This is a genomic window from Streptomyces sp. NPDC048644, from assembly GCF_043199105.1.
Lineage (GTDB): Bacteria > Actinomycetota > Actinomycetes > Streptomycetales > Streptomycetaceae > Streptomyces.
Genome location: NZ_JBICVO010000002.1, coordinates 627,537 through 651,871, shown reverse-complemented (window position 1 = coordinate 651,871; position 24,335 = coordinate 627,537). Strand labels below are relative to the sequence as shown.

General features: G+C 73.0%; 21 protein-coding genes. 9 read left to right on the top strand and 12 right to left on the bottom strand.

Annotation, left to right across the window (positions count from 1 at the left end):
- Positions 1–99: 99 nt before the first annotated feature.
- Both xylB and ACGFNI_RS07055 read right to left on the bottom strand, forming a co-directional pair.
- Positions 100–1,530: a xylulokinase gene (xylB, locus tag ACGFNI_RS07060; RefSeq protein WP_393681339.1), complete on the bottom strand. Its 1,431-nt coding sequence runs from the start codon at positions 1,528–1,530 to the stop codon at positions 100–102.
- 177 nt (positions 1,531–1,707) lie between these two features.
- Positions 1,708–2,703, bottom strand: coding sequence for an acetylxylan esterase (locus ACGFNI_RS07055; RefSeq protein WP_393681337.1), 996 nt, complete (start codon positions 2,701–2,703; stop codon positions 1,708–1,710).
- A gap of 137 nt (positions 2,704–2,840) precedes the next feature.
- On the opposite strand from ACGFNI_RS07055, the gene ACGFNI_RS07050 reads away from it, so the two are divergent.
- Positions 2,841–3,695: a hypothetical protein gene (locus ACGFNI_RS07050; RefSeq protein WP_393681335.1), complete on the top strand. Its 855-nt coding sequence runs from the start codon at positions 2,841–2,843 to the stop codon at positions 3,693–3,695.
- A 51-nt stretch (positions 3,696–3,746) separates the two neighbouring features.
- Here the strand turns inward: ACGFNI_RS07050 and mmuM are convergent, their stop codons facing one another.
- Together mmuM and ACGFNI_RS07040 are read right to left on the bottom strand one after the other, a co-directional pair.
- On the bottom strand, positions 3,747–4,667 hold the full coding sequence (gene mmuM, locus ACGFNI_RS07045; RefSeq protein ID WP_393681333.1) for a homocysteine S-methyltransferase: 921 nt from the start codon (positions 4,665–4,667) through the stop codon (positions 3,747–3,749).
- Between the two features lie 78 nt (positions 4,668–4,745).
- Complete coding sequence (locus ACGFNI_RS07040; RefSeq protein ID WP_393681331.1) at positions 4,746–5,660, bottom strand: LysR family transcriptional regulator; 915 nt, start codon at positions 5,658–5,660, stop codon at positions 4,746–4,748.
- 142 nt (positions 5,661–5,802) lie between these two features.
- Between ACGFNI_RS07040 and ACGFNI_RS07035 the strand changes: the two genes are divergently transcribed.
- Positions 5,803–6,420, top strand: a complete 618-nt coding sequence (locus ACGFNI_RS07035) for a maleylpyruvate isomerase family mycothiol-dependent enzyme (RefSeq protein ID WP_393681329.1) — start codon at positions 5,803–5,805, stop codon at positions 6,418–6,420.
- A gap of 25 nt (positions 6,421–6,445) precedes the next feature.
- Here ACGFNI_RS07035 and ACGFNI_RS07030 read toward each other — a convergent pair whose 3' ends face one another.
- Entirely contained in the window at positions 6,446–9,424 is a 2,979-nt protein-coding gene (locus ACGFNI_RS07030) for a glycoside hydrolase family 2 TIM barrel-domain containing protein (RefSeq protein WP_393681327.1), read from the bottom strand.
- Between the two features lie 419 nt (positions 9,425–9,843).
- On the opposite strand from ACGFNI_RS07030, the gene ACGFNI_RS07025 reads away from it, so the two are divergent.
- A complete protein-coding gene (locus ACGFNI_RS07025) occupies positions 9,844–10,755 on the top strand; it encodes a LysR family transcriptional regulator (RefSeq protein ID WP_393681325.1) in 912 nt (303 codons plus the stop codon).
- Positions 10,756–10,828: 73 nt separating this feature from the next.
- Here ACGFNI_RS07025 and ACGFNI_RS07020 read toward each other — a convergent pair whose 3' ends face one another.
- Positions 10,829–12,157: an SWF or SNF family helicase gene (locus ACGFNI_RS07020; protein WP_393681323.1), complete on the bottom strand. Its 1,329-nt coding sequence runs from the start codon at positions 12,155–12,157 to the stop codon at positions 10,829–10,831.
- Positions 12,154–15,354: a DEAD/DEAH box helicase gene (locus ACGFNI_RS07015; RefSeq protein WP_393681321.1), complete on the bottom strand. Its 3,201-nt coding sequence runs from the start codon at positions 15,352–15,354 to the stop codon at positions 12,154–12,156. Before ACGFNI_RS07015 ends, ACGFNI_RS07020 begins: the two co-directional genes overlap by 4 nt.
- A 148-nt stretch (positions 15,355–15,502) precedes the next feature.
- On the opposite strand from ACGFNI_RS07015, the gene ACGFNI_RS07010 reads away from it, so the two are divergent.
- Both ACGFNI_RS07010 and ACGFNI_RS07005 read left to right on the top strand, forming a co-directional pair.
- Positions 15,503–15,685, top strand: a complete 183-nt coding sequence (locus ACGFNI_RS07010; protein WP_393681319.1) for a hypothetical protein — start codon at positions 15,503–15,505, stop codon at positions 15,683–15,685.
- A gap of 266 nt (positions 15,686–15,951) precedes the next feature.
- Positions 15,952–16,482, top strand: coding sequence for a DUF3995 domain-containing protein (locus tag ACGFNI_RS07005; protein ID WP_393681317.1), 531 nt, complete (start codon positions 15,952–15,954; stop codon positions 16,480–16,482).
- 931 nt (positions 16,483–17,413) lie between these two features.
- Here ACGFNI_RS07005 and ACGFNI_RS07000 read toward each other — a convergent pair.
- Positions 17,414–18,196, bottom strand: coding sequence for a hypothetical protein (locus ACGFNI_RS07000; RefSeq protein WP_393681315.1), 783 nt, complete (start codon positions 18,194–18,196; stop codon positions 17,414–17,416).
- A gap of 309 nt (positions 18,197–18,505) precedes the next feature.
- On the opposite strand from ACGFNI_RS07000, the gene ACGFNI_RS06995 reads away from it, so the two are divergent.
- Positions 18,506–19,423 carry an oxygenase MpaB family protein gene (locus tag ACGFNI_RS06995; RefSeq protein ID WP_393681482.1) on the top strand — a complete coding sequence of 306 codons (918 nt, stop codon included), beginning with the start codon at positions 18,506–18,508 and terminating at the stop codon, positions 19,421–19,423.
- Between the two features lie 4 nt (positions 19,424–19,427).
- On the opposite strand, the gene ACGFNI_RS06990 is transcribed toward ACGFNI_RS06995, so the two are convergent.
- Positions 19,428–20,039, bottom strand: a complete 612-nt coding sequence (locus ACGFNI_RS06990; RefSeq protein WP_393681313.1) for a class I SAM-dependent methyltransferase — start codon at positions 20,037–20,039, stop codon at positions 19,428–19,430.
- A 175-nt stretch (positions 20,040–20,214) separates the two neighbouring features.
- Positions 20,215–20,484 (bottom strand): cytosine permease, encoded by a 270-nt coding sequence (locus tag ACGFNI_RS06985; protein ID WP_393681311.1) that lies wholly within the window; start codon positions 20,482–20,484, stop codon positions 20,215–20,217.
- 293 nt (positions 20,485–20,777) lie between these two features.
- Here ACGFNI_RS06985 and ACGFNI_RS06980 point away from each other — a divergent pair, with 293 nt between their 5' ends.
- Positions 20,778–21,392, top strand: coding sequence for an ATP/GTP-binding protein (locus ACGFNI_RS06980; RefSeq protein WP_393681310.1), 615 nt, complete (start codon positions 20,778–20,780; stop codon positions 21,390–21,392).
- Positions 21,393–21,520: 128 nt separating this feature from the next.
- Here ACGFNI_RS06980 and ACGFNI_RS06975 read toward each other — a convergent pair whose 3' ends face one another.
- Entirely contained in the window at positions 21,521–21,949 is a 429-nt protein-coding gene (locus ACGFNI_RS06975) for a PPOX class F420-dependent oxidoreductase (RefSeq protein ID WP_393681308.1), read from the bottom strand.
- A gap of 173 nt (positions 21,950–22,122) precedes the next feature.
- On the opposite strand from ACGFNI_RS06975, the gene ACGFNI_RS06970 reads away from it, so the two are divergent.
- Together ACGFNI_RS06970 and ACGFNI_RS06965 are read left to right on the top strand one after the other, a co-directional pair.
- Positions 22,123–22,530 carry a roadblock/LC7 domain-containing protein gene (locus tag ACGFNI_RS06970; protein ID WP_393681306.1) on the top strand — a complete coding sequence of 136 codons (408 nt, stop codon included), beginning with the start codon at positions 22,123–22,125 and terminating at the stop codon, positions 22,528–22,530.
- 79 nt (positions 22,531–22,609) lie between these two features.
- Complete coding sequence (locus ACGFNI_RS06965; protein ID WP_393681304.1) at positions 22,610–23,503, top strand: DUF6397 family protein; 894 nt, start codon at positions 22,610–22,612, stop codon at positions 23,501–23,503.
- Here ACGFNI_RS06965 and ACGFNI_RS06960 read toward each other — a convergent pair.
- A complete protein-coding gene (locus tag ACGFNI_RS06960) occupies positions 23,434–24,300 on the bottom strand; it encodes an acyl-CoA thioesterase (RefSeq protein ID WP_393681302.1) in 867 nt (288 codons plus the stop codon). The genes ACGFNI_RS06965 and ACGFNI_RS06960 overlap by 70 nt on opposite strands.
- Positions 24,301–24,335: the final 35 nt, after the last annotated feature.

Genomic DNA, 24,335 nt, shown 5'->3' with positions numbered 1-24,335 from the left:
GGACGGGCGGCGGCGTACGGGCCGTCAACGCCCGTTCCAGGGGCGGCGGGACACCGGACCCGGCACGCGCCCCGGCCGGCGGCGGGGCGCGGCGGGCGCTCACCTGCGCAGCAGCGTGTCCCCGTCCGCCAGCGTGCCGGCCAGCCGTTCCCAGGCGCTCGCGTCCCGCTCCCGCGCCGCGTACCGCGCACCGCGGGCCGTACCCCAACGACGCGCCACCGCCGCCGGATCCTCGCCCAGCAGCAGCCCCGCCGCCTGCGCCGCGGCGCCGAGCGCGACCAGCTCCTGCGCATCGGGCACCGCGACCGGCCGGCCGGACAGCCGCCGTACGGTCTCCCGCCAGGCCCTGCCCTTCGCGCCGCCGCCGATCAGCAGCAGCGGGGCACCGGCTGCCGCGTCCTCGTCCAGCACCTGGTCCAACGCCTTCAGCAGCGCGAACACCGCGCCGTCGTACGCCGCTTGGAGAAGCTGCCCGGCCGTGGTGTCGTGCCGCAGACCGTGCACCAGGCCCGAGGCGCCGGGCAGGTTCGGGGTGCGCTCGCCGTCGAGGAACGGCAGGACCACCGCGTCGCCACCGGGCTCGACGGCCTCACGGTCCCTGCCCAGCAGCGCGGCGATCCGGTCCACGGCGAGGGTGCAGTTCAGGGTGCAGGCGAGCGGCAGCCAGTCGCCCCGGGCATCGGCGAAACCGGCGACCGTACCGGACGGGTCCGCGGGACGGCGCCCGGAGACCGCGTACACCGTCCCCGACGTCCCCAGGCTCAGCACCGGCTGCCCCGGGAGCAGGCCGAGGCCGAGGGCAGCCGCCATGTTGTCGCCGGTGCCGGCCGCCACCAACGCACCGCGCGGCAGCGGCAGATCACCGGTGTGGACGGTGCCCGCCGCCTCTCCAGGGAGGGCGACCCGGGGCAGCACCGCGGGATCAAGACCGACGTGGTTGAGGATCGCGGTGTCGTAGGACTCGGTCGCCGAAGCCCACCAGCCGGTTCCCGACGCGTCGCCGCGGTCGGTGACGGCTTCGCCGGTGAGCCGCTCGGTGAGGTAGTCGTGCGGCAGCCGCACCGCCCTCGTCGCGGCGGCAGCGGCCGGCTCGTTGGCCCGCAGCCAGGCCCACTTGGCCACTGTGAAGGCGGGGGCGGGCACGCTCCCGACCCGATCGGCCCACGCCTTCGGACCGCCTAGCTCCTCGATCAGCCGCGCGCTCTGCGGCGCCGGGCGGACGTCGTTCCAGAGCAGCGCGGGGCGTACCGGCGCGCCCGCGGCATCCAGCGTGACCAGGCCGTGCTGCTGCCCGGCGACGGACAGCGCGGTGGCCTGCCGTGCCGCGGCGCCGCACTGCCGCAGCGCCTCGCCCAGCGCCCGCCACCACTGCGCGGGATCGCTCTCCTTGCCGTCACCGCCGCTGACCGTGTGCGGCGCCTGCCCGCGGGCGACCACCACGCCGGTATCCGCGTCCACCACCAGCGTTTTGGTGGACTGGGTCGAGCTGTCCACGCCGACGACGAGCGGTCCCGCCGACTGTGCGCCCATCGCGCTGCCTCCCTCTGCCCGGCCGGTGCCCCGGGCCTCGTTCCTGAGGTGTGTGTCGGAGCCGGGGCCCGGATCGGGCGGACGGCCGGACGCCGACGGCGCTTCCGGGAGCCTCCCCGGCGCGCTGCCGCATAGTAGTGCGGCCCTCCGGGAAACGCGGCGGGCCGGGACCACCGGTCAGCCGTCGGCGGCTTCCCCGGTGGCGTCCCGGCCGAACAGGCGGCGCAGGAACGCGATCTGTTCCTCCCGCTGGTGCCCGCCGCCGCCCTCGTGCCCGTTGAACCGCCACACCCGCTGCTCCTTGACGCCCGCATAGTGGTGGAACGCGGCGAAGCCGGTGGACGGCGGGGTGACGGCGTCCCGCAGCGCGGTGCCGAAGAGCGCGGGGGCCTGCGCGCGGGCGGCGAAGTTCAGCCCGTCGACGTGGTCGAGGGTCGCCAGGGCGTGGTCGACGCGGTCGCGCTCGCCCGCGAAGTAGCGGGCCAGTTCGCCGTACGGGCCGGCGTCGGTGAGGTCGAGTGCGCGCCGGATGTCGGTCAGGAACGGCACGTCGATCAGGGCGGCGGCCAGATCAGGCACCAGCCCCGCCACCGCCAGCGCGCACGCGCCGCCCTGGCTGCCGCCCGCGACCACGATCCGGTCCGCGTCGACCGTTTCGTGGGTGCGTGCCGCCTCCACCGCGCGGACCGCGTCGGTGTAGAGCCGCCGGAAGTAATAGGCGTCGGGATCCAGCAGACCCTGGGTCATCTTGCCGGGGACGCCCGGATTCGGGGAGGCGACGGGGTCGGGGGTGTCCCCGGGCCGGTCGGGGCCGCTCTGTCCCCGGGTGTCCATCACCAGCGTCGCGTACCCGGCGCACGGCCACCGCAGCCAGTCGTGCGGACGCTGCCGGCCGCCGCCGTAGCCGAGGTACTGCACCACACACGGAAGCAGCCCGTCCGTTTGCCGTGGTGCCAGGAACCAGCCGCGGATCCGGTGACCGCCGAAGCCGGAGAACTCCACGTCGGCGACGTCCAGTACGGGCAGCCCGGCGGACACCTCGGTGAAACGGGCATCGAGGGCGTGGGCGCGCGCCTCCTCCAGGGTGCGCTGCCAGAACGCGTCGAACCCGGCGGGCTCGGGCAGCGGCGGGCGGTATCCACGCAGTTCGTCCAGGGGCAGGTCGATGAACACGGGAATCCTCCGGGCCGTAGGGTGGGAACGGACGGCTGAGGCCAACCGTGCCCAGTCGCCGGACATTTCAGCCGTTGTATGTACCAGCTCGGTCACGGACTTTCCCAAGACCCCGCAAAGAAGCGATCATTTCTGCCATGAGCTTTCCGCCGCCTCCGCCCCCGCCGCCGAACCAGCCCCCGAACGACGGCTCGGGCGGCTTCGGCCCGCCCGCAGGCGGCTACGGCACCGGCGGACCGGCGCAGGGCGGCTACGGACAGGGCGGATACGGGCAGGGCGGCTACCCGCCGGCCGGCGGCCCGCCGCCCGGTGGCTTCGGCCCGCCCGCAGGCGGCGCGGGCTACGGCCCCGGCGGACCCGCGGGCCCCGGCGGACCCGGCGGCTGGCAGCAGCCGCCAGGACCGCCCCCCGGCGGCGGCAACGGCAAGACCATCGCGGCGATCATCGGCGGCGGGGTCGTCGTGGTGGCCGCCGTGATCGTGGCCGTGGTGATGGTCAACGGCGGCGACGACGACCACAACAACCGGGCGCAGCCCGCGTCGAGTTCCACCACCGAAGCCTCCCCGACCGAGGACGCGACACCCAGCGACGAGCCCTCGCCGACGACGGACCCGGCGAGCGCACTGCCCTCGCCGAGCGACGGCACCATACCGTTCTTCCGGCTCAAGGTCGGCGACTGCTACGACCTGGCAGCCGACGGCGGCGGCAACAACGACGCCGCCTCCTGCAACGGACCGCACGACGCCGAGGTCGTCGCCACCCACCAGCTCGACTCCGGCTTCACCACCAGCTCCGCCATCAAGCAGAAGGCCGCGTCCCTCTGCAAGAGCGAACTGGAGAGCAAGGCAGCCGCGCAGCCGACGGGCACCGCCGAGGGCACCTACGTCCAGTTCCCCAACCTCAGCGGCTACAAGATCGGCATCAAGACCGTCAGTTGCAGCCTGATGGGCAACAGGACCGGCACCAAGAAGCTCAGCAAGCCGCTGAGCTGAGCGGGCCGCCCGGTGGTGGTCGCCTCCTGACACCGTCCGCGACCACCACCGTCAACGCCGCAACTGCGCCGCCAGTCCGGCGATCACCTCCGGGCCGACCCGGCAGCAGCCGCCGATCAGCCGGGCACCGGCCGCCGCCCATCCGGCGACCTGATCTGCGCGGAACGCCGCGGTCCCGCACCACGTCCGCGCCCGCGCGTCCCAGCGCTCCCCGCTGTTGGGATAGACCACCACCGGCTTCCCGGTGACCCGCGCGGCCGTCTCCACCGCACGGTCCACGTCCTGCGGCGCACAGCAGTTGACACCCACCGCGATCACCTCGTCCACGTCGGCGGCCACCGCGAACGCCTCGTCCAGCGGCTGCCCGGCGCGGGTCCTGCCGCCCTCGATGCTGTACGACAGCCAGGCCGGCGTGCCCAGGCCGCGGATCGCCCGCAGCAGCGCACGGGCCTCGTCCGCGTCCGGCACCGTCTCCAGCGCCAGCACATCGGGCCGCGCCGCCGCCAGCACCTCAAGGCGCGGGCGGTGGAAACGCTCCAGCTCCCCGACCGAGAGGCCGTAGCGACCGCGGTACTCCGAACCGTCCGCCAGCATCGCCCCGTAGGGCCCCGCCGACGCGGCCACGAACAGCGGCCCCGCCGCCCCGCCGGCCGTGGCACGCCGCGCCGCGTCGCGCGCCAGCTCCACGCTCCGGGCCAGCAGCGCCGCCGCCTCATCGCGGCCGGTGCCGCGCCGGGCGAAGCCCTCGAACGTCGCCTGATAGCTGGAGGTGATCGCCACCTGCGCCCCCGCCTCGTAGAAGGCGAGATGCGCGCGGACCACCGCCTCCGGATCCTCGGCGAGCAGCCGCGCCGACCACAGCGCGTCACTCAGATCGTGCCCCGCCGACTCCAGCTGCTGGGACAGACCGCCGTCCAGGACCACCGGGCCCGCTGCGAGCGCATCGGCGAACGACGGGAGCGCGCTGACCATGGGACACAACCCTTCCTGCTGCGGTACGACCGCGGTTTCCGGCCTGCTCCGGATCGTACGTCCGCCGCCGCGGCGGGCTCACGCCGCCGTCGGCACGAGGGCGGCCCGCAGCCGCTCCAGGAGCGATCTGGCAGCCGGGCTCGCCGGCCCGTCCGCCCGCCAGACCAGCGCGATCCGGCCACGCGGCTGCGGCTCGCTGATCCGCAACGTCCGCAGCCCGGAATCCGCCGCCGTACCCGGAGGCAGTTCGGGGACGACGGCCACCCCCAGGCCACGGGCGGCGAGCCGGATCAGCAGCAGCGGGGACGCCGCCTCGAAGGCGATCCGCGGCCGGAAGCCCGCCTGCGCGCAGGCACGGTCGAGCACACCGCGCAGCCCCGTGCCGCGCGGCAGACTGATCAACGGCCGGCCCTCCAGGGCGGCCAGCGGGATGCCGGCCTGCCCCGCTTGCGCGACCAGCGGATCGCCGGGAGCGACCGCGACGACCAGCGGCTCGTCCACCACCATCTGGAGGGCGAGGCCGGGCGGCGGCTCCTCGTCGACGAGTCCGGCCGCGGCGATGTCCAGTTCACCGCGGCGCACCGCGGCCAGCATCCGCTCCGACGAGTCCTCCGTGAGACCGATCTCGACCTGCGGATGCCGGTCGTGGAAGTCGGCCAGGACGGACACCACATCGAATTCGTGCGTGGCCGCACCGGAGACCAGACCGATCCCGACCCGGCCGCGCAGCAGCCCGCTGAACTCGTCCACGGTCTGCCGCACCCCGTCCGCGGCGGCCAACGCGGCCCGCGCGTACGGGAGTACCGCATCGCCGGCCTCCGTCGTCGTCACCGAACGCCCCGAGCGGTCCAGCAGCGACTGCCCCAACTCCCGCTCCAGCCGCCGGATCTGGGCGCTCACCCCGGGCTGCGCCACGTGCAGGCGGGCGGCGGCACGGGTGACGTTCGCCTCCTCGACGACCGTGACGAAGTACCGCAGCTGCCGAAGCTCCACAACCAGGGATTCCAGCGACGAGAAAGATCAGCTCTTGGACCGATGGCACCGTCACCCGACACCCTTGGGACAGGGAGACACCCGGACGTCACCGCCACACCACGGGCCTCCCCGCCGACTGCCGACGAACCAGGAGAACGCGATGGACATCCGCACGGCGATCGCCGCCGAACGCCGCGAACTGGCCGACGTACTGGACGGCCTGCCGGCCGGGGCATGGGACGCGCCGACCCTCTGCGCCGGATGGCGGGTACGCGAGGCCGCCGCCCACATGTCACTGGGGTTCAGATACCCGCTGCCCCGGACGCTGTGGGAAATCACCAAGGCCCGCGGCAGCCTCCACCGCATGACCGGCCGCTGCGCCCGCAGGGACGCGGCCACCCACACCACGCCCCAACTGGCCGCGTTCCTCCGGGACAACGCGACGCACCCCTGGACGCCGCCGGTCGGCGGGACCGCGGCGGCACTGGGCCACGACGTCGTCCACGGCCTGGACATCACCGTCCCCCTCGGCATCGACCGCCGGATACCCGAGGACCGCCTGCGGCTCCTCCTGGACCGCGTCACCCCCAAGTCCGCCGCCTTCTTCGGAGCCGGACTCGACGGCGTCCGGCTCCGCGCCCACGACCTCGACTGGTCGTTCGGCACCGGCACGCTCCTGACCGGCCGTGCGCAGGACCTCCTGCTGCTCGCCTTCGGCCGCAAGCTCCCCGCCGGCCGCCTCCACGGTGAGGCCGGCGACCGTTTCCTCGCCGTCTGAAGCGCGCGGTCACCGGCCCCGCGGCTCACCGCACGGTCGAGAACGTGAAGGCGAACCCGGCGGGTGCCGCCTCCAGCCGGTGCTGCGGCAGCACGCCGGGACCGCACGACCGGCTGCCGATGCCGTGCTGCGCATGGTCGAGATGCAGCCACAGCACCTCGCCCGGCGTCAGATCGGTGGTGTGCCGCGCCGCCGTCAGCTCCGCGTCGCTCCACCGCCGCGCCGTGAAGAAGAAGTCGGGCTCGCCGTCGATCCGGAGGCCCGTCCCGTCGGCCCGGGTCAGCGTGGCCCAGCGGACGTCGGGCCGCGCACCGTTCTCCTGGGGCCGGACGTACGGCGTCTGCAACGCGTCCACCGGCAGCTCCCAGCGCCCCACCCGGCAGGCCGCCCGGGTGTCCGGATAGCCCTCACCTGGCCCGCCGCCGAACCACCGCGCGAGACCCAGACTGCCGCACACCGCCATCCGCACACCCAGCCGCGGCAGCGGAACCGGCCAGTCGCCCGTCGGCTCGACGGCCACCTCAAGACGCAGCAGCCCCGCCCGCGCCGTCCAGCGGTAGACCGTGCGCAGCGCGAAATCCACCCCGGCAGGCGCCACCCGGGTGCGGACCACCAGCGCGTCACGGCCCGCATCGACTGCGTCGACGCGGTGCCGCACGCGGTCGAGACCGGCCCGCCGCCACTCGGTGGCAGGCCGCGGACCCGCCTGCCACGCCGCCGCCTCGTCGTTGTCGGTCGGCGCCCGCCACACGTCCAACTGCGGCCCGGTCAGCGCCGATCCGTCGAGCGAGACGAGCCGGCCCGTCACCGCGTCGAAGGCACCGGGGCCGATGACGAGCAGACCGCCATCGGCGCGCCGCACCGCCGCTGCCGTCCCGGACGGGACGACGTGCGTTCGACGGGTGCCCGCAGGCAGCTGCCCCCACGCGACCTCGTGCCCGGCCGCCGCCCACGCGGTGTCGTCGGCCAGCACGGCACGGACCGTCCACCACGCCTCGCCGCCCCCGCGCCCGGCGTCCGGCACGGCGGGCAACGGCACCTCGGCCTCCGCGCCCGCCGTCACCTCCGGCACGGACAGCGTGCCCGCGCCGTACACCTCGCCCGCCACCTCGTATGTCCAACGGAAGGCGAGGGCCGAAAGATCCGCGAAATCCTGGAGGTTACGGATCCGGACGGTACGCGCCGCGCCGCCGGGCCCCGCGCTCCCGGCCTCGATCCGTACCGGCTCGACGACCTTCTTCAGCTCCACCAGGCCGGGCGACGGCACCCGGTCGGGAAAGACGAGTCCGTCGCAGACGAAGTTGCCGTCGTGCAGCTCCTCACCGAAGTCGCCGCCGTACGCGTACCAGACCTCGCCCTGCGGTGTCCGCCGCCGCAGCCCGTGGTCGATCCACTCCCAGACGAAGCCGCCCTGGCAGCGCCGGTACGTCTCGAACAGCCGCTGGTACTCGCTCAGCCCGCCAGGGCCGTTGCCCATCGCGTGCGCGTACTCGCAGAGCAGGAAGGGGAGTTCGCGCCGCCTGGCGTCCAGCGCGGCGTCCGCCAGCGGCTCCTCCGCGCGCCGCCCGATCCGCTCGACCTCGGCGTGCTCGGCGTACATCAGTGAGTAGACGTCGGTGTCGGCACAGCTGCGGTCGCCCTCGTAGTGCAGCGGGCGGGACGGATCGCGCCGCCGCATCCAGGACGCCATCGCGGACAGCCCCCGCCCGGTGCCGCACTCGTTGCCCAGCGACCACAGGATGATGCTCGGGTGGTTCTTGTCCCGCTCGACCATCCGGCGGGCCCGGTCGAGCAGCGCGGGCTCCCAGCGCGGATCGTCGACCGGATTGCCCTGCCACTCCTGCCGGCCGAAACCGTGCGTCTCCAGGTCGCATTCGTCGACGACCCACAGCCCCAGCTCGTCACAGAGCCCCAGGAACGCCGGGTGCGGCGGATAGTGGCTGGTGCGCACCGCGTTGATGTTGTGCCGCTTCATCAGCAGCAGATCGCGCCGCATCGTGCCGGGCCCCACGGCACGCCCGTCACGCGGGTGGAACTCATGGCGGTTGACGCCACGCAGCAGGATGCGACGCCCGTTGACCTTCAGAAGTCCGTCCTCGACCCGCACCGTACGGAACCCGATCCGCAGCGGAATCCGCTCGCCGGGCACCGTCAGCTCGCCGTCGTACAGGACCGGGGTCTCGGCCGTCCACGGCAGTACGGGCACGGTCGCACGCTCACCGGTCGCCAGATCGAGACCGAGCGCGGGCACGGTCACCCGGCCGGCCGGTTCGGAGGTCACGCACAGCGTGCCCCGGCCGGTGAGATGGTCGAACCCGGCGTGCACGGCATGGTCGACTGCCGCGCCGTCGGGGCGGCTGTGGAGCGAGACGCCCCGGAAGATGCCCGGCAGCCACCACTGGTCCTGGTCCTCCAGATAGCTGCCCGACGACCACTGGTGGACCCGCACCGCCAGCACATTGCGGCGCGGTCGCAGGAACTGCCCCACCGCGAATTCGTGCGGCAGCCTGCTGCCCTTGAAATGCCCCAGCTCCTGCCCGTTGAGCCACACCCGGGCGCAGGACTCCACCCCGCCGAAGTGCAGCACGGCGGGCCCGCCCGGCCAGTCGGCGGGCAGGTCGAAGCGGCAGCGGTGGTCACCGGTCGGGTTCTCGTCCGGCACCCGGGGCGGATCGACGGGGAACGGATAGGCGGTGTTGGTGTACGCGGGCGCGCCGTGTCCCGCGAGCACCCAGTGCCCCGGCACCCGCAGCTCCGCCCAGGAGGAGTCGTCGAAATCCGGCCGGGCGAACGCGGCGTCCTCGGCGTCGGCGCGCCCCGACAGCCGGAACCGCCAGGTGCCGTCCAACGACAGCCGCGCGGCATCCGACCCGGCGTACCAGGCGCGCGGCGGCAGCACCCCGCTACCGGGGGACGGGTCCTCGAAGTACGGCAACCCGGTGCCGGGGGGCGGCTCGACGGCGTGCGATGCGGTGCGCGGCGCGTGACGTGGGGTGCCGGTCACGTGTCCTCCTCGCTGCGGGGCGACGGCCTGGCGGTGGGGGATCGCCCCAGCGAACCACGGCCACGGCGCGCACCGCAGCCGGACGGGGCGGAACGGCCGGTACGGGGGAGGCGGGAATCCGCCCCTGTACGGACCGGCCGGCCGGGAATGCACGAAGGGGTGGCGGGTGCGCACCGCATCACCGAATATCGCGCGGAGGCGGACCGGTGTTACCGGTTCATGAACGCGTAATTCCCTCTTCATCGTGCGTCATATTCCGGAAACGGAAATTCAGTGAACCGGAGAGAAATGCTCCAATTCCGTGTGCCATTCGTCGAGTTCGGGGGCGATGTGTATCGCCGAACCGGTGATAGGGTTTTCCTTGAATTGCTGCCCGGCGGTCCGGTCGGGATGATTATCGACGCCGGAGGTGTGTTCTCGTGCGGATCGAGCAGTTGGAATACATCGCCGCCGTGACCAGGCTCGGTTCGCTGCGCAAAGCCGCGGAGGAACTGCATCTCTCGCAGCCGGCGCTGAGTGAAACCGTCCGCAATCTGGAGCGTGAACTCGGCGTCGACATTCTCGAACGCAAGCGTTCCGGCGCGAAGATCAGCGACGACGGCAGGGAACTGCTGCCGCACATCATCGGCGTCCTCGACTCGGTCGACAAGCTGCGCCGGGCGGCCGACGACCAACTGCACATCAGCCGCATGGTGCGATTGGGCACGGTCAATGCGGCCACCGTCCCGCTGCTGGTACCGACCATCCGCGAATTCCGGGCCGGCCATCCGGCGACGCAGGCCGAGGTCATCGGCGCGCAGCAGGCCGAAATACACCGCTCGCTCCTGGAGGGCAGCCTCGACCTCGGCCTCGTCAACTACCTGCGCGGCGACGACCTGCCGCCGGACGTCCACACCACCGAACTCCTGCGCGGCCGGCCGGTGGTGTGCATCCGGCCGGACAACCCCCTGGCCGAGCTGAGCGAGGTGGGAGTGGGCGACCTGCTGTCCCAGCCGCTGATCGTGATGCGCTCCGGCTATGTCATGCACCGCTTCGTGCACCGCCTCCTCAAGGGCCGCGAACCGTCCTTCTCCTACTCCACCGACGGCGCGGAAATGGGCAAGCTGATGGTGGCCGAGGGGCTGGGGGCCACGGTGCTGCCCGACTACAGCGTCATGGGCGACCCGCTGGAACGCAGCGGCGCGCTCACCTGCCGCCCGTTGGCCGGCGACGGCACCGAGGTCCTGATGGTGCTCCAGCGCCCGCGCTCCGCCTCCGTGCCGAAGGCCGCCCGGGACCTCCACGAGATCTTCGTACGCCGGGCCGCCGCGCACCGCGAGGCACGCGGCTGACCCCCGGCGGGGCCCGCACGCCGGAACGTCCACCCGCCGTGCGGGGCACTCCACCCGCCGTGCGGGGCGCGCCCTAAGCGCCGTCATCCGCCGCCGACAAGGGCGCCAGCGCCGCCGCCGGATCGTCGGACGCCGGGCCGGCCGGCACCCACCTGCCGTGTTCCTTGCGGTACGGCCACCAGCGTCCGTCCCGCCCGTACCGGATCTGGGTGTCTTCGCCGACCACCGTCCAACGGCCGCGTGCCGCCCGCAGCCGGGGCCGCGGCTCGCCCTCGTCCCAGGCGGCGGCGAGCCGGTCATCGGCACGTGCCAGCGCGTCGGGGCCCGGCACGTGATCCTCTTCCAGCACATCCAACGCGGCGGCGCCACCCAGCCGCCAGGCCCGCACGGCCAGGGACAGCGCCCGCGCGTCGCGCCCGGAACCCGCCGCGAGCCGCGCCGAGACGGCCGCGTTGGGGCCCGCAGCCGCCAGCCGTACGGCGTCCTGCGCGGGGGACAGCGCGGGCGCGGGCGGGGTGTCCGCGTGCCAGGGGGTGAGCGCTTCCGCGAGCAGGCCCAGGGCCCGTATCGCGGTGTCGGCCGTCAGGAACTCCAGGCACGGCACGTCGACGCCCGGCGCGGGCGGGGCGCCGCCGCCCAGCGAGGGCGCGGGGCCCGGAACATCGACGGGCGGCGGCGGGGCGGGCAGCGGAGGCAGGATGTCGCGCGCGGCGAACACCTCGGCGGCCTCTACCCCGGCCGGTGCCGTCGCCCGCGCCCCGCCGCCGCCCGGTGCAGGCTCGGCGCGGGCCGCGCTGCGCGCCTGCAACTCGTCCAGCAGTTCCCGCTCGCCGCGGCCCCGCATCAGCAGCAGGAGGAACGGATCCTCGTCCAGGAGACGGGCCAGCTGGTAGCAGAGCGCGGCGGAGTGCGCGCAGTGATCCCACGCCTCGCAACTGCACGCCGACTCCAAGTCGCCGATCCCCGGCAGCAGGTCGATGCCGGCCGCCGCCGCGTCCTCGACCAGCACCGGCGGCATGTCGCGGTCAAGCAGCGCGGCGATGTGCCCCGCCCGGTCCGCCATCACGTCCAGGAGACGGTCCCAGTCGGCGTCGTCGAGCTGTTGCAGCAGGACATCGGACCGGTGACGGGTGTGGTCACGGTCCTGGACGACGGCCGTGATCCGGCCCGGCCGCACCGACACCGCGCCGACCGCACCGGCCCGCGCGTGCCGCCTGCCGAGTTTGACCTGTGCACCGTCCAGCGCGCTGTCCTCCAGGGCCTTCAGCCAGGCCCGGCCCCACCAGGTGCGCGCGAAGGCCCCGCCGCGCACCGGTGGCAGCGCGGCGAAGGTACGTTCCGGCACCCGCGCGCCGTCGCTGCCCCGCACGCTCTCGTCTCCACGGTTCTCCGCCTCGGTCATCGCTCGCTCCCTCGCAGTGCGACCAGGTCCGCCAGTTCGGCGTCGGTGAGTTCGGTCAGCGCGGCCTCGCCGGAGCCGAGCACCGCGTCGGCAAGCTGCTGCTTACGGGCGAGCAGCCCGGCGATCCGGTCCTCGACCGTGCCCTCGGTGATCATCCGGTGTACCTGCACCGGCTGCGTCTGCCCGATCCGGTAGGCGCGGTCGGTGGCCTGAGCCTCGACCGCCGGATTCCACCACCGGTCGAAATGCACCACATGCGAGGCACGGGTGAGATTGAGCCCGGTGCCGGCGGCCTTCAACGACAGGAGGAACACCGGCACTTCGCCGTCCTGGAACCGCCGCACCATCTCCTCGCGCCGGGCGACCGGAGTGCCGCCGTGCAACAGCTGCGTGGGCACGCCACGCGCCGCGAGATGCTGCTCCAGCAGCCGCGCCATCTGCACGTACTGCGTGAACACCAGCACGCTCGCCTCCTCGGCGAGCAGCGTGTCGAGCAGCTCGTCCAGCAACTCGATCTTTCCCGAACGCCCGCCGATCCGCGGCGCGTTGCGCCCGGTGCCTGACTCCTTCAGATACTGCGCGGGGTGATTGCAGATCTGCTTGAGCGCGGTGAGCAGCTTGACGACCAGCCCGCGCCGGGCGAAACCGTCCGCCCCCGCGATATCACCGAGCCCCTCACGCACCACCGCTTCGTACAGACCGGCCTGTTCGGCCGTCAACGCCACCGCACGGTCGGTCTCCGTCTTCGGCGGCAGCTCAGGGGCGATGCCGGGGTCGGACTTACGGCGCCGCAGCAGGAACGGCCGCACCAGCCGGGACAGCCGCTCCGCCGCGCCGGCCGCATCCGCCGACGCCGCCGTCCCGCCCTCGATGACCTGCGCGTAACGCGAACGGAAGCGGCCGAGCGGCCCGAGCAGGCCCGGCGTCGTCCAGTCCAGGACCGCCCACAGTTCGGACAGGTTGTTCTCCACCGGAGTGCCGGTCAGCGCGACCCGGGCCCGCGCGGGGATCGCCCGCAGCGCCCGCGCGGTCGCCGAGAACGGATTCTTCACGTGCTGCGCCTCGTCGGCGACGACAAGACCCCACCCCGCCTCCGCCAGCCGCGCGGCATCCAGCCGCATGGTGCCGTACGTGGTGAGGACGAATTCGCCGTCCACCAGGCCCGTCAGATCGCGCCGTCCGGCATGGAACCTGCGCACCGGAGTGCCGGGCGCGAACTTCTCGATCTCCCGCTGCCAGTTGCCCATGAGGGACGTGGGACAGACGACGAGGGTGGGTCCTGCGGTCTCCGGCGCGCTCGCGCGGTGCAGGTGCAGCGCGATCAGCGTGACCGTCTTGCCGAGGCCCATGTCGTCGGCGAGGCAGCAGCCGAGACCGAGCGAGGTCATCCGGTGCAGCCAGTCGAGGCCGCGCAGCTGGTAGTCGCGCAACGTCGCGGCGAGCGCCGGGGGTTGTGCGACGGGCGCGGCACCGGCGCGTTCGGGATCCGCCAGCCGGTCCCTGAGCGCGGCAGGCCACCCGGAAGCCTCGACCGCGACCCGCCCGCCGTCGTCGGTCTCGGCGGACCCGGTCAGGGCGGCGCCCAGCGCGTCCAGCGGCGCGATCGTACGGTCCCTGCGGTCCCGTGCCGCCCGTAGCGCCTCGGGATCGACGAGCACCCACTGGTCACGCAGCCGCACCAGCGGCCGTCCGGCCTCGGCGAGCCGCTCCAGCTCCGCCCTGCCGATCTCCTGGCCGCCCACGGCGAAGCGCCAGCTGAACGAGAGCAGCGCATCGGCGGAGAGCAGCGACGGCGGACCGGACCTGGCACCGCTGCCGCTCCCGGAGCCGGCCACGTCCTCGGTACCCGCCACGTCCTCGGTTCCGCCTCCCGTGCCGTACGGGGGAGTGCCGCCGGAACCGGCAGGGCCCACCACGGCGCGGCTGGTGAGACCGCGGGCCAGCTCCTTCGGCCAGTGCACCTGCACACCGGCGGCGGCCAGCGCACGCCCGGCCGGTCCCAGCAGCTCGCCGATCTCCTCGTCGGCCAGCTCGATCATGTCCGGTACGGCCGCGGAGAGCAGCGGCGCGAGCGGCGCCCAGGTACCGGCGGCCCGGCGCAGAGTGAGCAGGCTGTCCATCCGCGCCCGCGGCCCGAACGCCTCACCGGCCGCTGACACCCCGGCCCACACCTCGGCCGCGTCCGCCACCAGGGAGGGATCGGTGACGCTGTGCACCTGGAGGACGGCGGCGAAGGCCACATCGGGAGCGGTGCCCCCGGTGCCGGACGGTGGAGGGGCGGCGGCTTCGGATGCCGTGGACGCCGCGGATGCCGTGGACGCCGCGGCAGGGCCGGTGGCTCCGGAATTCGGGCCGGGGGAAGGGACGACAGGACCATTCGCCCCCGCCCCGCGTACCTCCACGCGCAGCGAGATCCGTACACCCGCGTCGTGACCTGCGGCGACGTCCGCCGCCCAGGCGTGCTGCTCCGGGACGTGCTGCGGGGCGGCTGCCGCGAAGGCCGGGCCGCCGGTGGCGAGCGGAGCGGCGGGGGAGCGTGGCAGCCCGTCGGCGACCGCGTCGAGAAAGGCCCGCAGATGGCGTTCGGGTTCGGGCAGCCGCACGGGCCCTTCGCCGGGCAGCGGTGTGGCGTGCGCATACGGCGGCATGGCCGCGGCCAGCTCGCGCAGCCGCTCGACGTCGGCGGTGTCGAGCGGGCCCAGCCGCCAGGCGTCGTGATCGCCGGGGCTCAGGCCCGGGAGCAGCCGCCCCCGGGCGGCGAGCTGGAGCGCGAGCAGGACGGCCGAGCCCCAGAAGACGGCGGCCGGATCGGCGGTCCCGGCGGCACGCGCGCGGGTCAGAATCGGCAGCGCCTCGGCAACGGACAGGACGACGGCCGGGACCTCGTCCACCACGACCCCACCGTCCCCGTCCGGCAGGACGACCGTCAGACGGCCGCCGTCCGCTTCGTTGCCGCGCGCTTCGTTGCCCCTCGCGTCGTTGTCGCGCCGGTGGTCGTCGCTTGGGCGGCCGTCGCTCTGGCCGTCGCTCTGGTTGTCGTTGCCCGGGAGGCTGCCGAGGGGTGCGCCGTCGGGGCGCCAGAACGCGATCCGGCCGGTCCGCGGCGGGTCCGACGGCAGGAACGTCGCCGCACAGTGGGCGAGATCGGTGAGGGAGGAGGGCGAAGGAACGGCTGTCGCCGAAGGGAAGTGAGGCACTGCGCCGATGGCTCCTCAAATTTGACTACTGGCGGCTGTGGCGGCCGAGGGTACAGGAAGCCACGATCGTTGAGGGAACCTCCGGAGCCGAAACGGCGTTCAATGGAATACACGAGGCGCGGCACGCGCCGCGGAAGGGGTGTGAAGGATGTCCACACGGGCGAAGGTCGCAGTCGGCGGCGTCGCGGTGGGAGTGATCCTGCTATGGCTGCTGCCCCTTTGGGCGGCTCTTCTGGTCATGGTCGGGGTACCGGCGGTCGCCTACCTGACGCTGGACCCCTCGCAGCGACGCAGGCTGCGCCGCGCCGGCCACAAGCAACTGGGGCGCTGATCCCCCGGGACGGCCACCCCCGGGAGGCGAAATCGCCGGGCGGATGCCCTGGAGCGGGAGGCTCCGGGGCCCGTCGCTGCTGAGCGGCCGACGCGTGGCACGGAAGCTTCGGGCGACGGCCGACGTGCGGCTCTGGACGGCCGAGCCCGATGCGGTCGGCCGCATGTTGTGGCCGACCGGACGGCTGGCATCCGCGCGTCTCAAGGCGCCGAGGCTGACGACGATCCCGACGGTGGCGTGCCAGGGCCGGTGGCATGCTGCTCGCTATGCATGAAGACCCACAGGACAAGGCAGCGCCGGGGGCGTGGGGGCGTATCGCATGTGCCTGGGCGGTCGCTTTCGCCGTGCTGCATTTCTACTGGGCACTGGGCGGCAGTTGGGGCCTCAGCGTCTCGGCCGGGCCCCTGGCCGAGGAACGCCCCGGCTGGTTCGTGGCGGTGGGCTTGTGGGGCGTGGGACTGCTGTGTCTTGTCGGCGGCTCACTGGGATGGCTTCTCGCCGGACCCCGGCCTCGCCGTCCGGCAGGCCGAGTGATCACGGCTCTGGGCTGGTGTGCCTGCGCCGTGCTGCTGGCGCGCGGCATCCTCATCGAGGCGCTGCTGCTGACCGACGCTGCGGGCCAGGAGATCAACGTCAGCCCGCAGCAGCGGCTGTGGACGCTGCTGTTGTGGAACCCCTGGTTCCTGGTCGGTGGCCTCGCCTTCGGTTTGGCCGCATGGAAGTCCGGCAGGCCCGGCAGGCCCGGCAGGTCCGGTAGGTCCGGCCGGGCGGAGCGCCCGAGCGGAAGCGCCGCCTGATGGTGCGCCGGGGACCGCGAACGGGGGCATCCATGCTCGTGACATGAACCGCCGACGAACTGGGACGGGACGCACCGCTCCCGTCGCCTCTCGTCCTCTTCTCTTCTCCTCCTCTCCTCCCTTCCCGTCCCGCCGTTGGGCCCGCCCCGTTGTCGTGTGACGTGCTGCCGGCGTCTTCCAATGACTGCGTTGGGCTGTCGCCGGTCGCCGGTCGCCGGTCGCCGGTCGCCGGTCGCCGGTCGCCGGTCGCCGGTCGCCGGGGGCCAAGGGCCGGGGGCCGGGCGGTGGCCGGGGCGCCGGTGGCGGCAACTCCGCCGTTCCAGCGCTCCGGCACCACCCTCCTCAGCCGAATGTCGTCAGCTCTGCGAATACGTCAGCCAGGGCCTGGCACGCCTCCGAAACGTCCCCCCAACGTGCCCTGCCTCGGCGCCAGCCGCTATCCGCCGCCCACTTCCCCTACCCGCAGCCCATCACCCAAGGGCCGGGCCGCAGCCCCGTACCGGCCGTCGTTGTGCCACTACGGCTGTCAGGCCGCGCAGACCGCCGCCCTGTCGGTGCCTGCCGCACGGCACTTCGGCCGTGGTGCGAACGGCCGGTTGCTGTCCGACCAGTTGCCGTCCGCGCCGCGCCGCGCGGTTGCCGTACGGAACCCTGCTATCGGTTTCGGCCCACGCCGCTCCACCCGGCCCTGCTCCTGGGCCAGCCCCCGGATCCCTCCCCGCGTCGAAGTGGTCATTTGATTGCGCGCACCACTGTTCACCTGCATCAATGCCTCCCCGTGTGTCTTGCTCGATCGATGCAGGACAAGTCCATCACAGGGGTCTGACAATCGCCGTCGGCGAGCGCGGCAGGGCAGCCCGGAGGGTCAGACGGGACGGGTCGGAGGGTCAGACGGGGCGGGCCGTAGGGTCAGACGGGGCGGGCCGTAGGGTCAGACGGGGCGGGCCGCCAGCTCGTCCAACGACGTGAGCAGGGCAGGGAGTTCGGGCCCGCGGCCCACCGGGTGGACCTCGCCCGGTTCCTCGTCGAGGAGCACGAACGCGATGTCGTCGGTGCGCGCCACCATGCTCCAGCCGGGCCCGTCCACGCGCAGGGTGCGCGCCTCGCCCGCGGCGAACGAGGACCGGACCCGGCCGGGCGGCGGCGGCTCGGTCACGTATCCGTGCGCCTCCGCCATGACCCGCCGCACTCCTGGATGCGGCTGCTCACCTGGGCCCACGAAAGTGACGTCGTCGTCCACCTGTTCACGCCACGCCGCCCACTGGAGCGCGATCTCGTCGGCCCCCAGGCGCCGTTGGGCGGGCCCCCATTCGGCCGCGTCCGGAGGCGTCAGCGGCGCCGGGTCTCCGTCCTCGGGTTCGGGATCGTGCGGCTCCGGGACGCCGGGGGCCGCCACGGCCAGCGCGAGCGGCCAGCCGGGCAGGGCAGCGACGATGCTGTCCTCCCCGGGTGAGAGGTCGTATTCCACCCCGCAGTCCCAGGCGGCGACCGCGCAGGCGACCAGCGACACGTCCTCCGTGGCCACCGTCCAGCGGGCGCCCTGCCCGTCCTGCCCGAGAACGAGCCCGTAGCCCTCCGCGTACGGTGCGAGGCCGAGCCCGGCGCACACCTCGGGGTAGTCGTCGCCGAGCACGCTGGGGAACTGGGCGGGTGTCAGCAGTACCGCCGTCAGCACGAACAACTGGTCGTTGTCGGTGCTCTCGGTCGTGGACACGCGAGCCTCCCATCCGTTCCGTCCGACGTTTGTCGGCGCACCCTAATTGGCTGGGTACGCCCTTGTCACCAGCCGCGGTCACTGCCCCTGTGATTCCCCGGCCACCGCCTGCACCGTGCGCGCCGGGAACGCCGGGTCTCCTATGAGAAAGCCCCGGTCCGCCCGTGGAGAAGGCACCGTCCTGCCCGAGCTGCATGCCGATCCGGCCACGCCGCCCCGCAGACCGGCCGTACTTCCCTGCGCCGCCCGTGAAGCACCCCCGAAACACCTAGAATTGATGTTTCGGCGATGGAAGGGGCGGGACACCAGGTGCGGCGCTATGACTGGCTGAAGGAGATCCGGCGGCTCGACCCGGAGCGCGACTTCCTGCGGATCTACCGCATCACCGCGACGTACGAATTCCCCTGGGACCTCACCCGGGCCCTGGAACTCGCCCTCTACCGCACCTATGCGGTGCCGAGCATCGGCCGGCTCCTCGCCAGGACCGCGGAGCTGACGGACCGCCCCCAGAAGCGCTACGACGACACCGCGCTCCTCCTGGACGCCGTCGTCGAGCACGGTTTCGACGGCGAGGACGGCCGCGCGGCGATCCGCCGCATCAACCAGATGCACCGCAGTTACGACATCAGCAACGACGACATGCGCTACGTCCTGTGCACCTTCGTGGTGGTGCCCAAACGCTGGCTCGACGCGTACGGCTGGCGGCGCCTGAGTACGCACGAGACGCAGGCGATGGCCGCGTACTACCGCACTCTCGGCCGCCACATGGGCATCACCGAACTCCCGCAGACCTACGAGGAGTTCGCGCGTTGCCTGGACGACTACGAGGAGGCGCACTTCGACTGGGACGAGGGCGCCCGCAAGGTTTCGGACGCCACCTTGGACCTGATGGCGGGCTGGTACGGCCCGCTCGCACCGGTGGTACGCGGCGCCAGCATGGCCCTCCTGGACGACTCCCTGCTGGCGGCTTTCCGGTACGAGCGGCCCAGGCCCGCGGTCCGTACGGCCGTCCGCTCGGCCCTGCGGCTGCGCGCCAGGGCCGTGCGCCTGCTCCCGCCGCGCCGCAAGCCGCACTACGCCCGGCAGAACCCCGAGATCAAGGGCTACCCCGACGGCTTCCGGGTCGCCGACCTCGGCACGTTCCCCACCTCGCGGCGCACCGGCGCCTGCCCGGTGCCGCACACCGAGCATCCCGATGCGCAGCAGGAGCCCGGCCGCCCCGTGTGACCGCTCAGTCCCTGCGGACCGCCAGCGCCAGGAAACGGCTGTCCTCGTCGGCGTACCGGACGAGGTCCCAGCCACTGTCGGCAAGGAGGGGCCGCAGATTCGGCTCCGCCCGTAGGTCGTCGTGGGTGAGCGGGTGGCCCTTGCGCGCGGCGAGGGCTGCCCGCCCGATGGGGTGGAACAGCGCCAGTCGGCCTCCGGGGCGCACGGTTCTGGCGAGTTCGGTGAGGTTGCCCGCCGGGGCCGGCAGGTGGGAGACGAGCCCGGCGGCGAAGACGGCGTCCAGCGTTCCGGCGCCGAGCGGCAGCCGGCCCGCGTCCGCCAGGAGCAGGCAGGCGGCGGCGTCCCGTCCGGCCCGTACGGCGGCGTGCAGCATCTCGGGGGTGAGGTCCGCGCCCAGGACGGTGCCGCGCGGGCCCACGGCGGCGCGTAGCGCGGGCAGGGCGCGTCCCGTTCCGCAGCCGGCGTCCAGGACCCGGTCGCCCTCCCGCAGGCCCAGTTCGGCGACGCCTGCGGCGTAGGCGGGGCCGTCGTCGGGGAAGCGGCTGTCCCAGCCGGCCGCGCGCGGCGCGAAGAACGCCCGGACGTGCTCCGTGCGGTGGGTGTGGTCGTCGGTCATCGGGCTCCTTCGGTGGCGGCTCGGCCCGCCAGGGGTGCGGTGGCGGCGTAGAGGACGGCCGCGACGACCAGTGCCACCACGACGCCGAGGTTCATGGCGCCCAGTGTGCCGTGAGCGGCGGATTCAGAGAGCAGGAAGCCCACCGCAGAGGCGATGTTGGGGTCGGCGGAGGTGATCAGCCGACCAGGAGGAACGACAGCACGTACCCGGCGGCCCCGGTGACGACGGCCTGCCACGGACTCAGGCCGAGCCCCACGATGTACACGCCGTAGGCGATGGACAGGAGGGACAGTCCCGAGGCTGCCCACGGCCAGAACAGGGCCCGGGGCGTCCCGTGGCGTTCGGATTCCGGCACGGGGCCGATGCCGTTGCGTTCGACCACGCCTGCTGACGGGTTCGCCGTGGTGCCACATTCCGGGCGTTCCGGCGACTCCTGCTGCGTCATGCGCCCATGATCCCGCACGATCCCCTGCGAAAGGGAACGATCGCCATCAGCCAATTCCGGTCAGTGGGTGGTGAGTCGACGGAGGTGATGCCCAACTACACCGGCCAGTAAGCGAATTGATCATGTGTATACGGAAGAGCTTTCCCGAAAATCAAGGAATTCCTCATGGGGCGGGGGTACGGTCCTCGCCATGGATTTCGGACGGCGCTCAGCCGCCCGCGGCTCCGGTCACCGAGCCGTGCATCCGATCGCCCCGTGACGCACGGGGACCTGCATCCTGGAGGAAACGGCCGATGACAGCCGCACAAGGGGATCCGAACGGCGCTGCCCCGGACCCCGGCCCCGACCTGGCGCTGAAGATCCTGGTGGCCGGCGGCTTCGGGGTGGGCAAGACAACGCTGGTGGGATCCGTCAGCGAGATCCGGCCGCTGCGCACCGAGGAACAGCTCACTTCCGCGGGCGAATCGGTGGACGACACGGAGAAGGTGGACCGCAAGACCACCACTACGGTGGCCATGGACTTCGGCCGCATCACCATCAGGTCGGGCCTGTCGCTCTACCTCTTCGGAACGCCGGGCCAGGACCGCTTCTGGTTCCTGTGGGACGACCTTTCGGACGGTGCCCTGGGAGCCGTGGTGCTGGCGGACACCCGGCGCCTGGAGGACAGCTTCCCGGCGGTCGACTACTTCGAACGGCGCGCCATCCCGTTCCTGGTCGCCGTCAACTGCTTCACGGAAGCCCGCTCCTACGGCGCCGACGAAGTGGCCCGCGCACTCGACCTGGACCGCGGCACTCCGGTGGTGCTCTGCGACGCCCGTGACCGCGACTCCGGCAAGGAAGTGCTGATCAGGCTGGTCGAGCATGCCGGACGGCGGTACACATCCCGCGTACTCGATTCGGTCGGATGAACCCCGGGCCGGGCGGGACCGCCCGGCCCCACCGCGGCCTACGGGGCGTACGCGCCGGGTGTCCCGCACGGGGAGGCGGTCGGTCTGCGGCGCACCGTGTGCGCGCCGCCCCGCCTGCCGCTCGCCCCTCAGGAGGCGAGTTCCGCCACGGCCACGGCATGGTCGATCGTGACCCGCACCACCAGCTCCCCGGGCACCCCGTTCCGCGTGCCGTACTCCTCTGCACGCTCCTCACCCATGTAGCGCGCCGCGATACGCGTGGCCCAGTGGAGCACCTCCGCCACCTCGTCATTGATCTCCGCCGTCCCCTGGAGGGTGACGAACGTGAAGGGCGGCCGTTCGTCGTCGACGCACAGCGCCACCCTGCCGTCGCGCAGCAGATTGCGGCCCTTGACCGTGTCCTTTCCCGTGTTGAACACCAACTCGTCGCCGTCCAGGAGGAACCACACCGGGGCCACGTGCGGGCTGCCGTCGGCCCGTACGGTCGACAGCTTGCCGGTGCGGGTTCCCTCGGAGACGAACTTCTGCCACTCGTCCTTGGTCATCTTTCGTGCCATGTGCACATACTCCCCATCCGGAGCTGCGGCGCGGAGCAGGGCACGCCGGGCGGTGGGGCCGCACTGCAGGGCCGCTTGCCGAGACGCCGGAGGTGGGCCACGCTGGCACGGCAGTTGTGGACGGGCTGCCGACCGCGTCGCGGGCGCGGACGGGGACACGGGGAGGAACCGGCATGGCACTGACCAGCGGACTCGACTGGCTGCTGGACGATCTGACCAACCGCGTGGAGAAGGTACGGCACGCGCTGGTGCTTTCCAACGACGGGCTGGTCACGGGCACGAGCCAGGAGCTGACACAGGAGGACGCGGAACATCTGGCCGCGGTCGCTTCGGGACTGCACAGCCTCGCGAAGGGGACGGGGCTCCATTTCCGGGCCGGGCGGGTCCGGCAGACGATGGTCGAATTCGATGACGCGGTGCTGTTCGTGACCGCGGCCGGCGAGGGCAGCTGCCTGGGCGTACTCGCGGGCGCGGAGGCCGACATGGGACAGATCGCCTACGAAATGACCCTGCTCGTCAACCGCGTCGGCGAACACCTCGCCGTCGCGGCACGGCAGCCGCAAAGTTATCCACAGGCTTGAGGCGTGGGTTGACCGACTGTCATCCCCCCTCGCTACAGTCGTGACTGTCAGTGATCGACCGAGCTGTGGGGGAACAGACATGACTGTGATGTGCGACGGGCAGCAGACGCTCGCCACGGGGCGAGCCGCCCGCGAACTGGAGCTGAGGACCGGCGAGTTGGAACTCGCCACCCAACTGGGGGAAGTACGCACCGTACCCGCAGGAACCGACAACCGGCCCGGCGGCGGTGCCCCACTGAACCGCCGCCGCGTCCCGGCGGAGGAGATCGCCAGGCTGCAGGCCGAGCCCGGCTTCCCGGACACCCTCCGGGAACGGATCCGCACCGTCGGGACAACGGAAGCCGCCGAACTCATGGGCATCGCACCCAGCCGCTTCCTGCGCCTGACCAGGTCCGGCTGCTTCGGCCCGGTCAGGTTCTACGTCAACCGCTACGGCGCCCTCGTCTGGCTCTACCTCGCCGCGGAGGTGGCCGACTTCGCCGACCGCGAACCCGAACTCCTACGGGGCAACACCCCCGCGGCGATGCGCGTCATGCTCGACGACGGACAGGACTGGCGCGCACGCCAGTGGCGCGGGCGCCGCGTCGCCCAGCTCATGGGACAGACGGCGGACCCCTGGGAATCAGCCGCGGTCATCGCCGCCGTACTGCCCCCGGAAGAATGCGCATCCGTCGTCGGCGACCCGCTGGAGCGGTCCCTGCTCCGCCGCCTCAAGCCACACTTCGCCTCCGTGATCACGGCCACCGCCGCCGCACGGGAATCCTTCGAACACGTCCTGACCGCCGAGGAGTTCGACGAAGTGCTGTGGTACCGCGTCAACCTCTCCCGGGCCCTGGAGGAGGCCCGCCGGGAAGCCCCCGACCGCCTCCGAGCGGCCCCCGGGCCTTCCACGGCACGCCGACGTCAGCCGCCCAGCTTCCTGAAAAGCCCTTCCTGGACGACGGACACCAGCAGCCTGCCCTCACGGTCGTAGATCGCCCCACGGGCCAGCCCACGGCCGCCCGTGGCGATCGGTGACTCCTGGTCGTACAGGAACCACTCATCCGCACGGAACGGCCGGTGGAACCACATCGCATGGTCGAGGGAGGCCATGTCGAATCCGCGCGGGCCCCACAGCGGTTCGACCGGGACACGCACCGCGTCCAGCAGCGTCATGTCACTGGCGTAGGTCAGCGCGCAGGTGTGCACCAGCGGATCGTCACCCAACGGGTCCACCGCCCGCATCCACACCGTGCTGCGCGGCTCGGCACCCTCGACCTCGTCCGCGGTCCACCGCAGCCGGTCGACATACCGCACGTCGAACGGCTGCCGGCGGGCCATCCGCTGGAGCGCATCGGGCAGCGCACCCAGCCGCTCGCGCACCTCTTCCGAGATCGTCGGCAACCCCTCAGGTCCGGGCACCCGACGCATCGGCAACTGATGATCGAAGCCGGGTTCCGGCTTGTGAAAGGAGGCGGTCAAATTGAAGATCGTGCGTCCCTGCTGGACGGCGACGACCCGGCGGGTGGTGAAGGACCGCCCGTCGCGGACCCGCTCCACCTGGTACACGATCGGCACCCCGGGACGGCCCGGCCGCAGAAAATACGCGTGCAGCGAATGGACCGGCCGGTCCCCTTCCGTGGTCCGCCCGGCAGCCACCAGCGCCTGCCCGGCGACCTGCCCGCCGAACACCCGCTGCAGGGACTCCTGCGGGCTGCGACCACGGAAAATGTTGACCTCGATCTGCTCCAGATCCAGCAGATCGACCAGCTTCTCGGCCGAACCCGTCATGACCGGTGACCCCCCATCGCCTCCGGGGCCGGCGT

Excerpts from the sequence above, each read along its gene's own strand:
- ACGFNI_RS07010 (WP_393681319.1), top strand. The coding sequence starts at position 15,503 with ATGTCCACACGGGCGAAGGTCGCAGTCGGCGGCGTCGCGGTGGGAGTG.
- ACGFNI_RS06965 (WP_393681304.1), top strand. The coding sequence starts at position 22,610 with ATGACTGTGATGTGCGACGGGCAGCAGACGCTCGCCACGGGGCGAGCC.
- ACGFNI_RS07020 (WP_393681323.1), bottom strand. The coding sequence starts at position 12,157 with ATGACCGAGGCGGAGAACCGTGGAGACGAGAGCGTGCGGGGCAGCGAC.
- ACGFNI_RS07050 (WP_393681335.1), top strand. The coding sequence starts at position 2,841 with ATGAGCTTTCCGCCGCCTCCGCCCCCGCCGCCGAACCAGCCCCCGAAC.
- ACGFNI_RS06975 (WP_393681308.1), bottom strand. The coding sequence starts at position 21,949 with ATGGCACGAAAGATGACCAAGGACGAGTGGCAGAAGTTCGTCTCCGAG.
- ACGFNI_RS06970 (WP_393681306.1), top strand. The coding sequence starts at position 22,123 with ATGGCACTGACCAGCGGACTCGACTGGCTGCTGGACGATCTGACCAAC.
- mmuM (WP_393681333.1), bottom strand. The coding sequence starts at position 4,667 with ATGGTCAGCGCGCTCCCGTCGTTCGCCGATGCGCTCGCAGCGGGCCCG.
- ACGFNI_RS06960 (WP_393681302.1), bottom strand. The coding sequence starts at position 24,300 with ATGACGGGTTCGGCCGAGAAGCTGGTCGATCTGCTGGATCTGGAGCAG.
- ACGFNI_RS06980 (WP_393681310.1), top strand. The coding sequence starts at position 20,778 with ATGACAGCCGCACAAGGGGATCCGAACGGCGCTGCCCCGGACCCCGGC.
- ACGFNI_RS06990 (WP_393681313.1), bottom strand. The coding sequence starts at position 20,039 with ATGACCGACGACCACACCCACCGCACGGAGCACGTCCGGGCGTTCTTC.
- ACGFNI_RS06985 (WP_393681311.1), bottom strand. The coding sequence starts at position 20,484 with ATGACGCAGCAGGAGTCGCCGGAACGCCCGGAATGTGGCACCACGGCG.
- ACGFNI_RS07035 (WP_393681329.1), top strand. The coding sequence starts at position 5,803 with ATGGACATCCGCACGGCGATCGCCGCCGAACGCCGCGAACTGGCCGAC.
- xylB (WP_393681339.1), bottom strand. The coding sequence starts at position 1,530 with ATGGGCGCACAGTCGGCGGGACCGCTCGTCGTCGGCGTGGACAGCTCG.
- ACGFNI_RS07005 (WP_393681317.1), top strand. The coding sequence starts at position 15,952 with ATGCATGAAGACCCACAGGACAAGGCAGCGCCGGGGGCGTGGGGGCGT.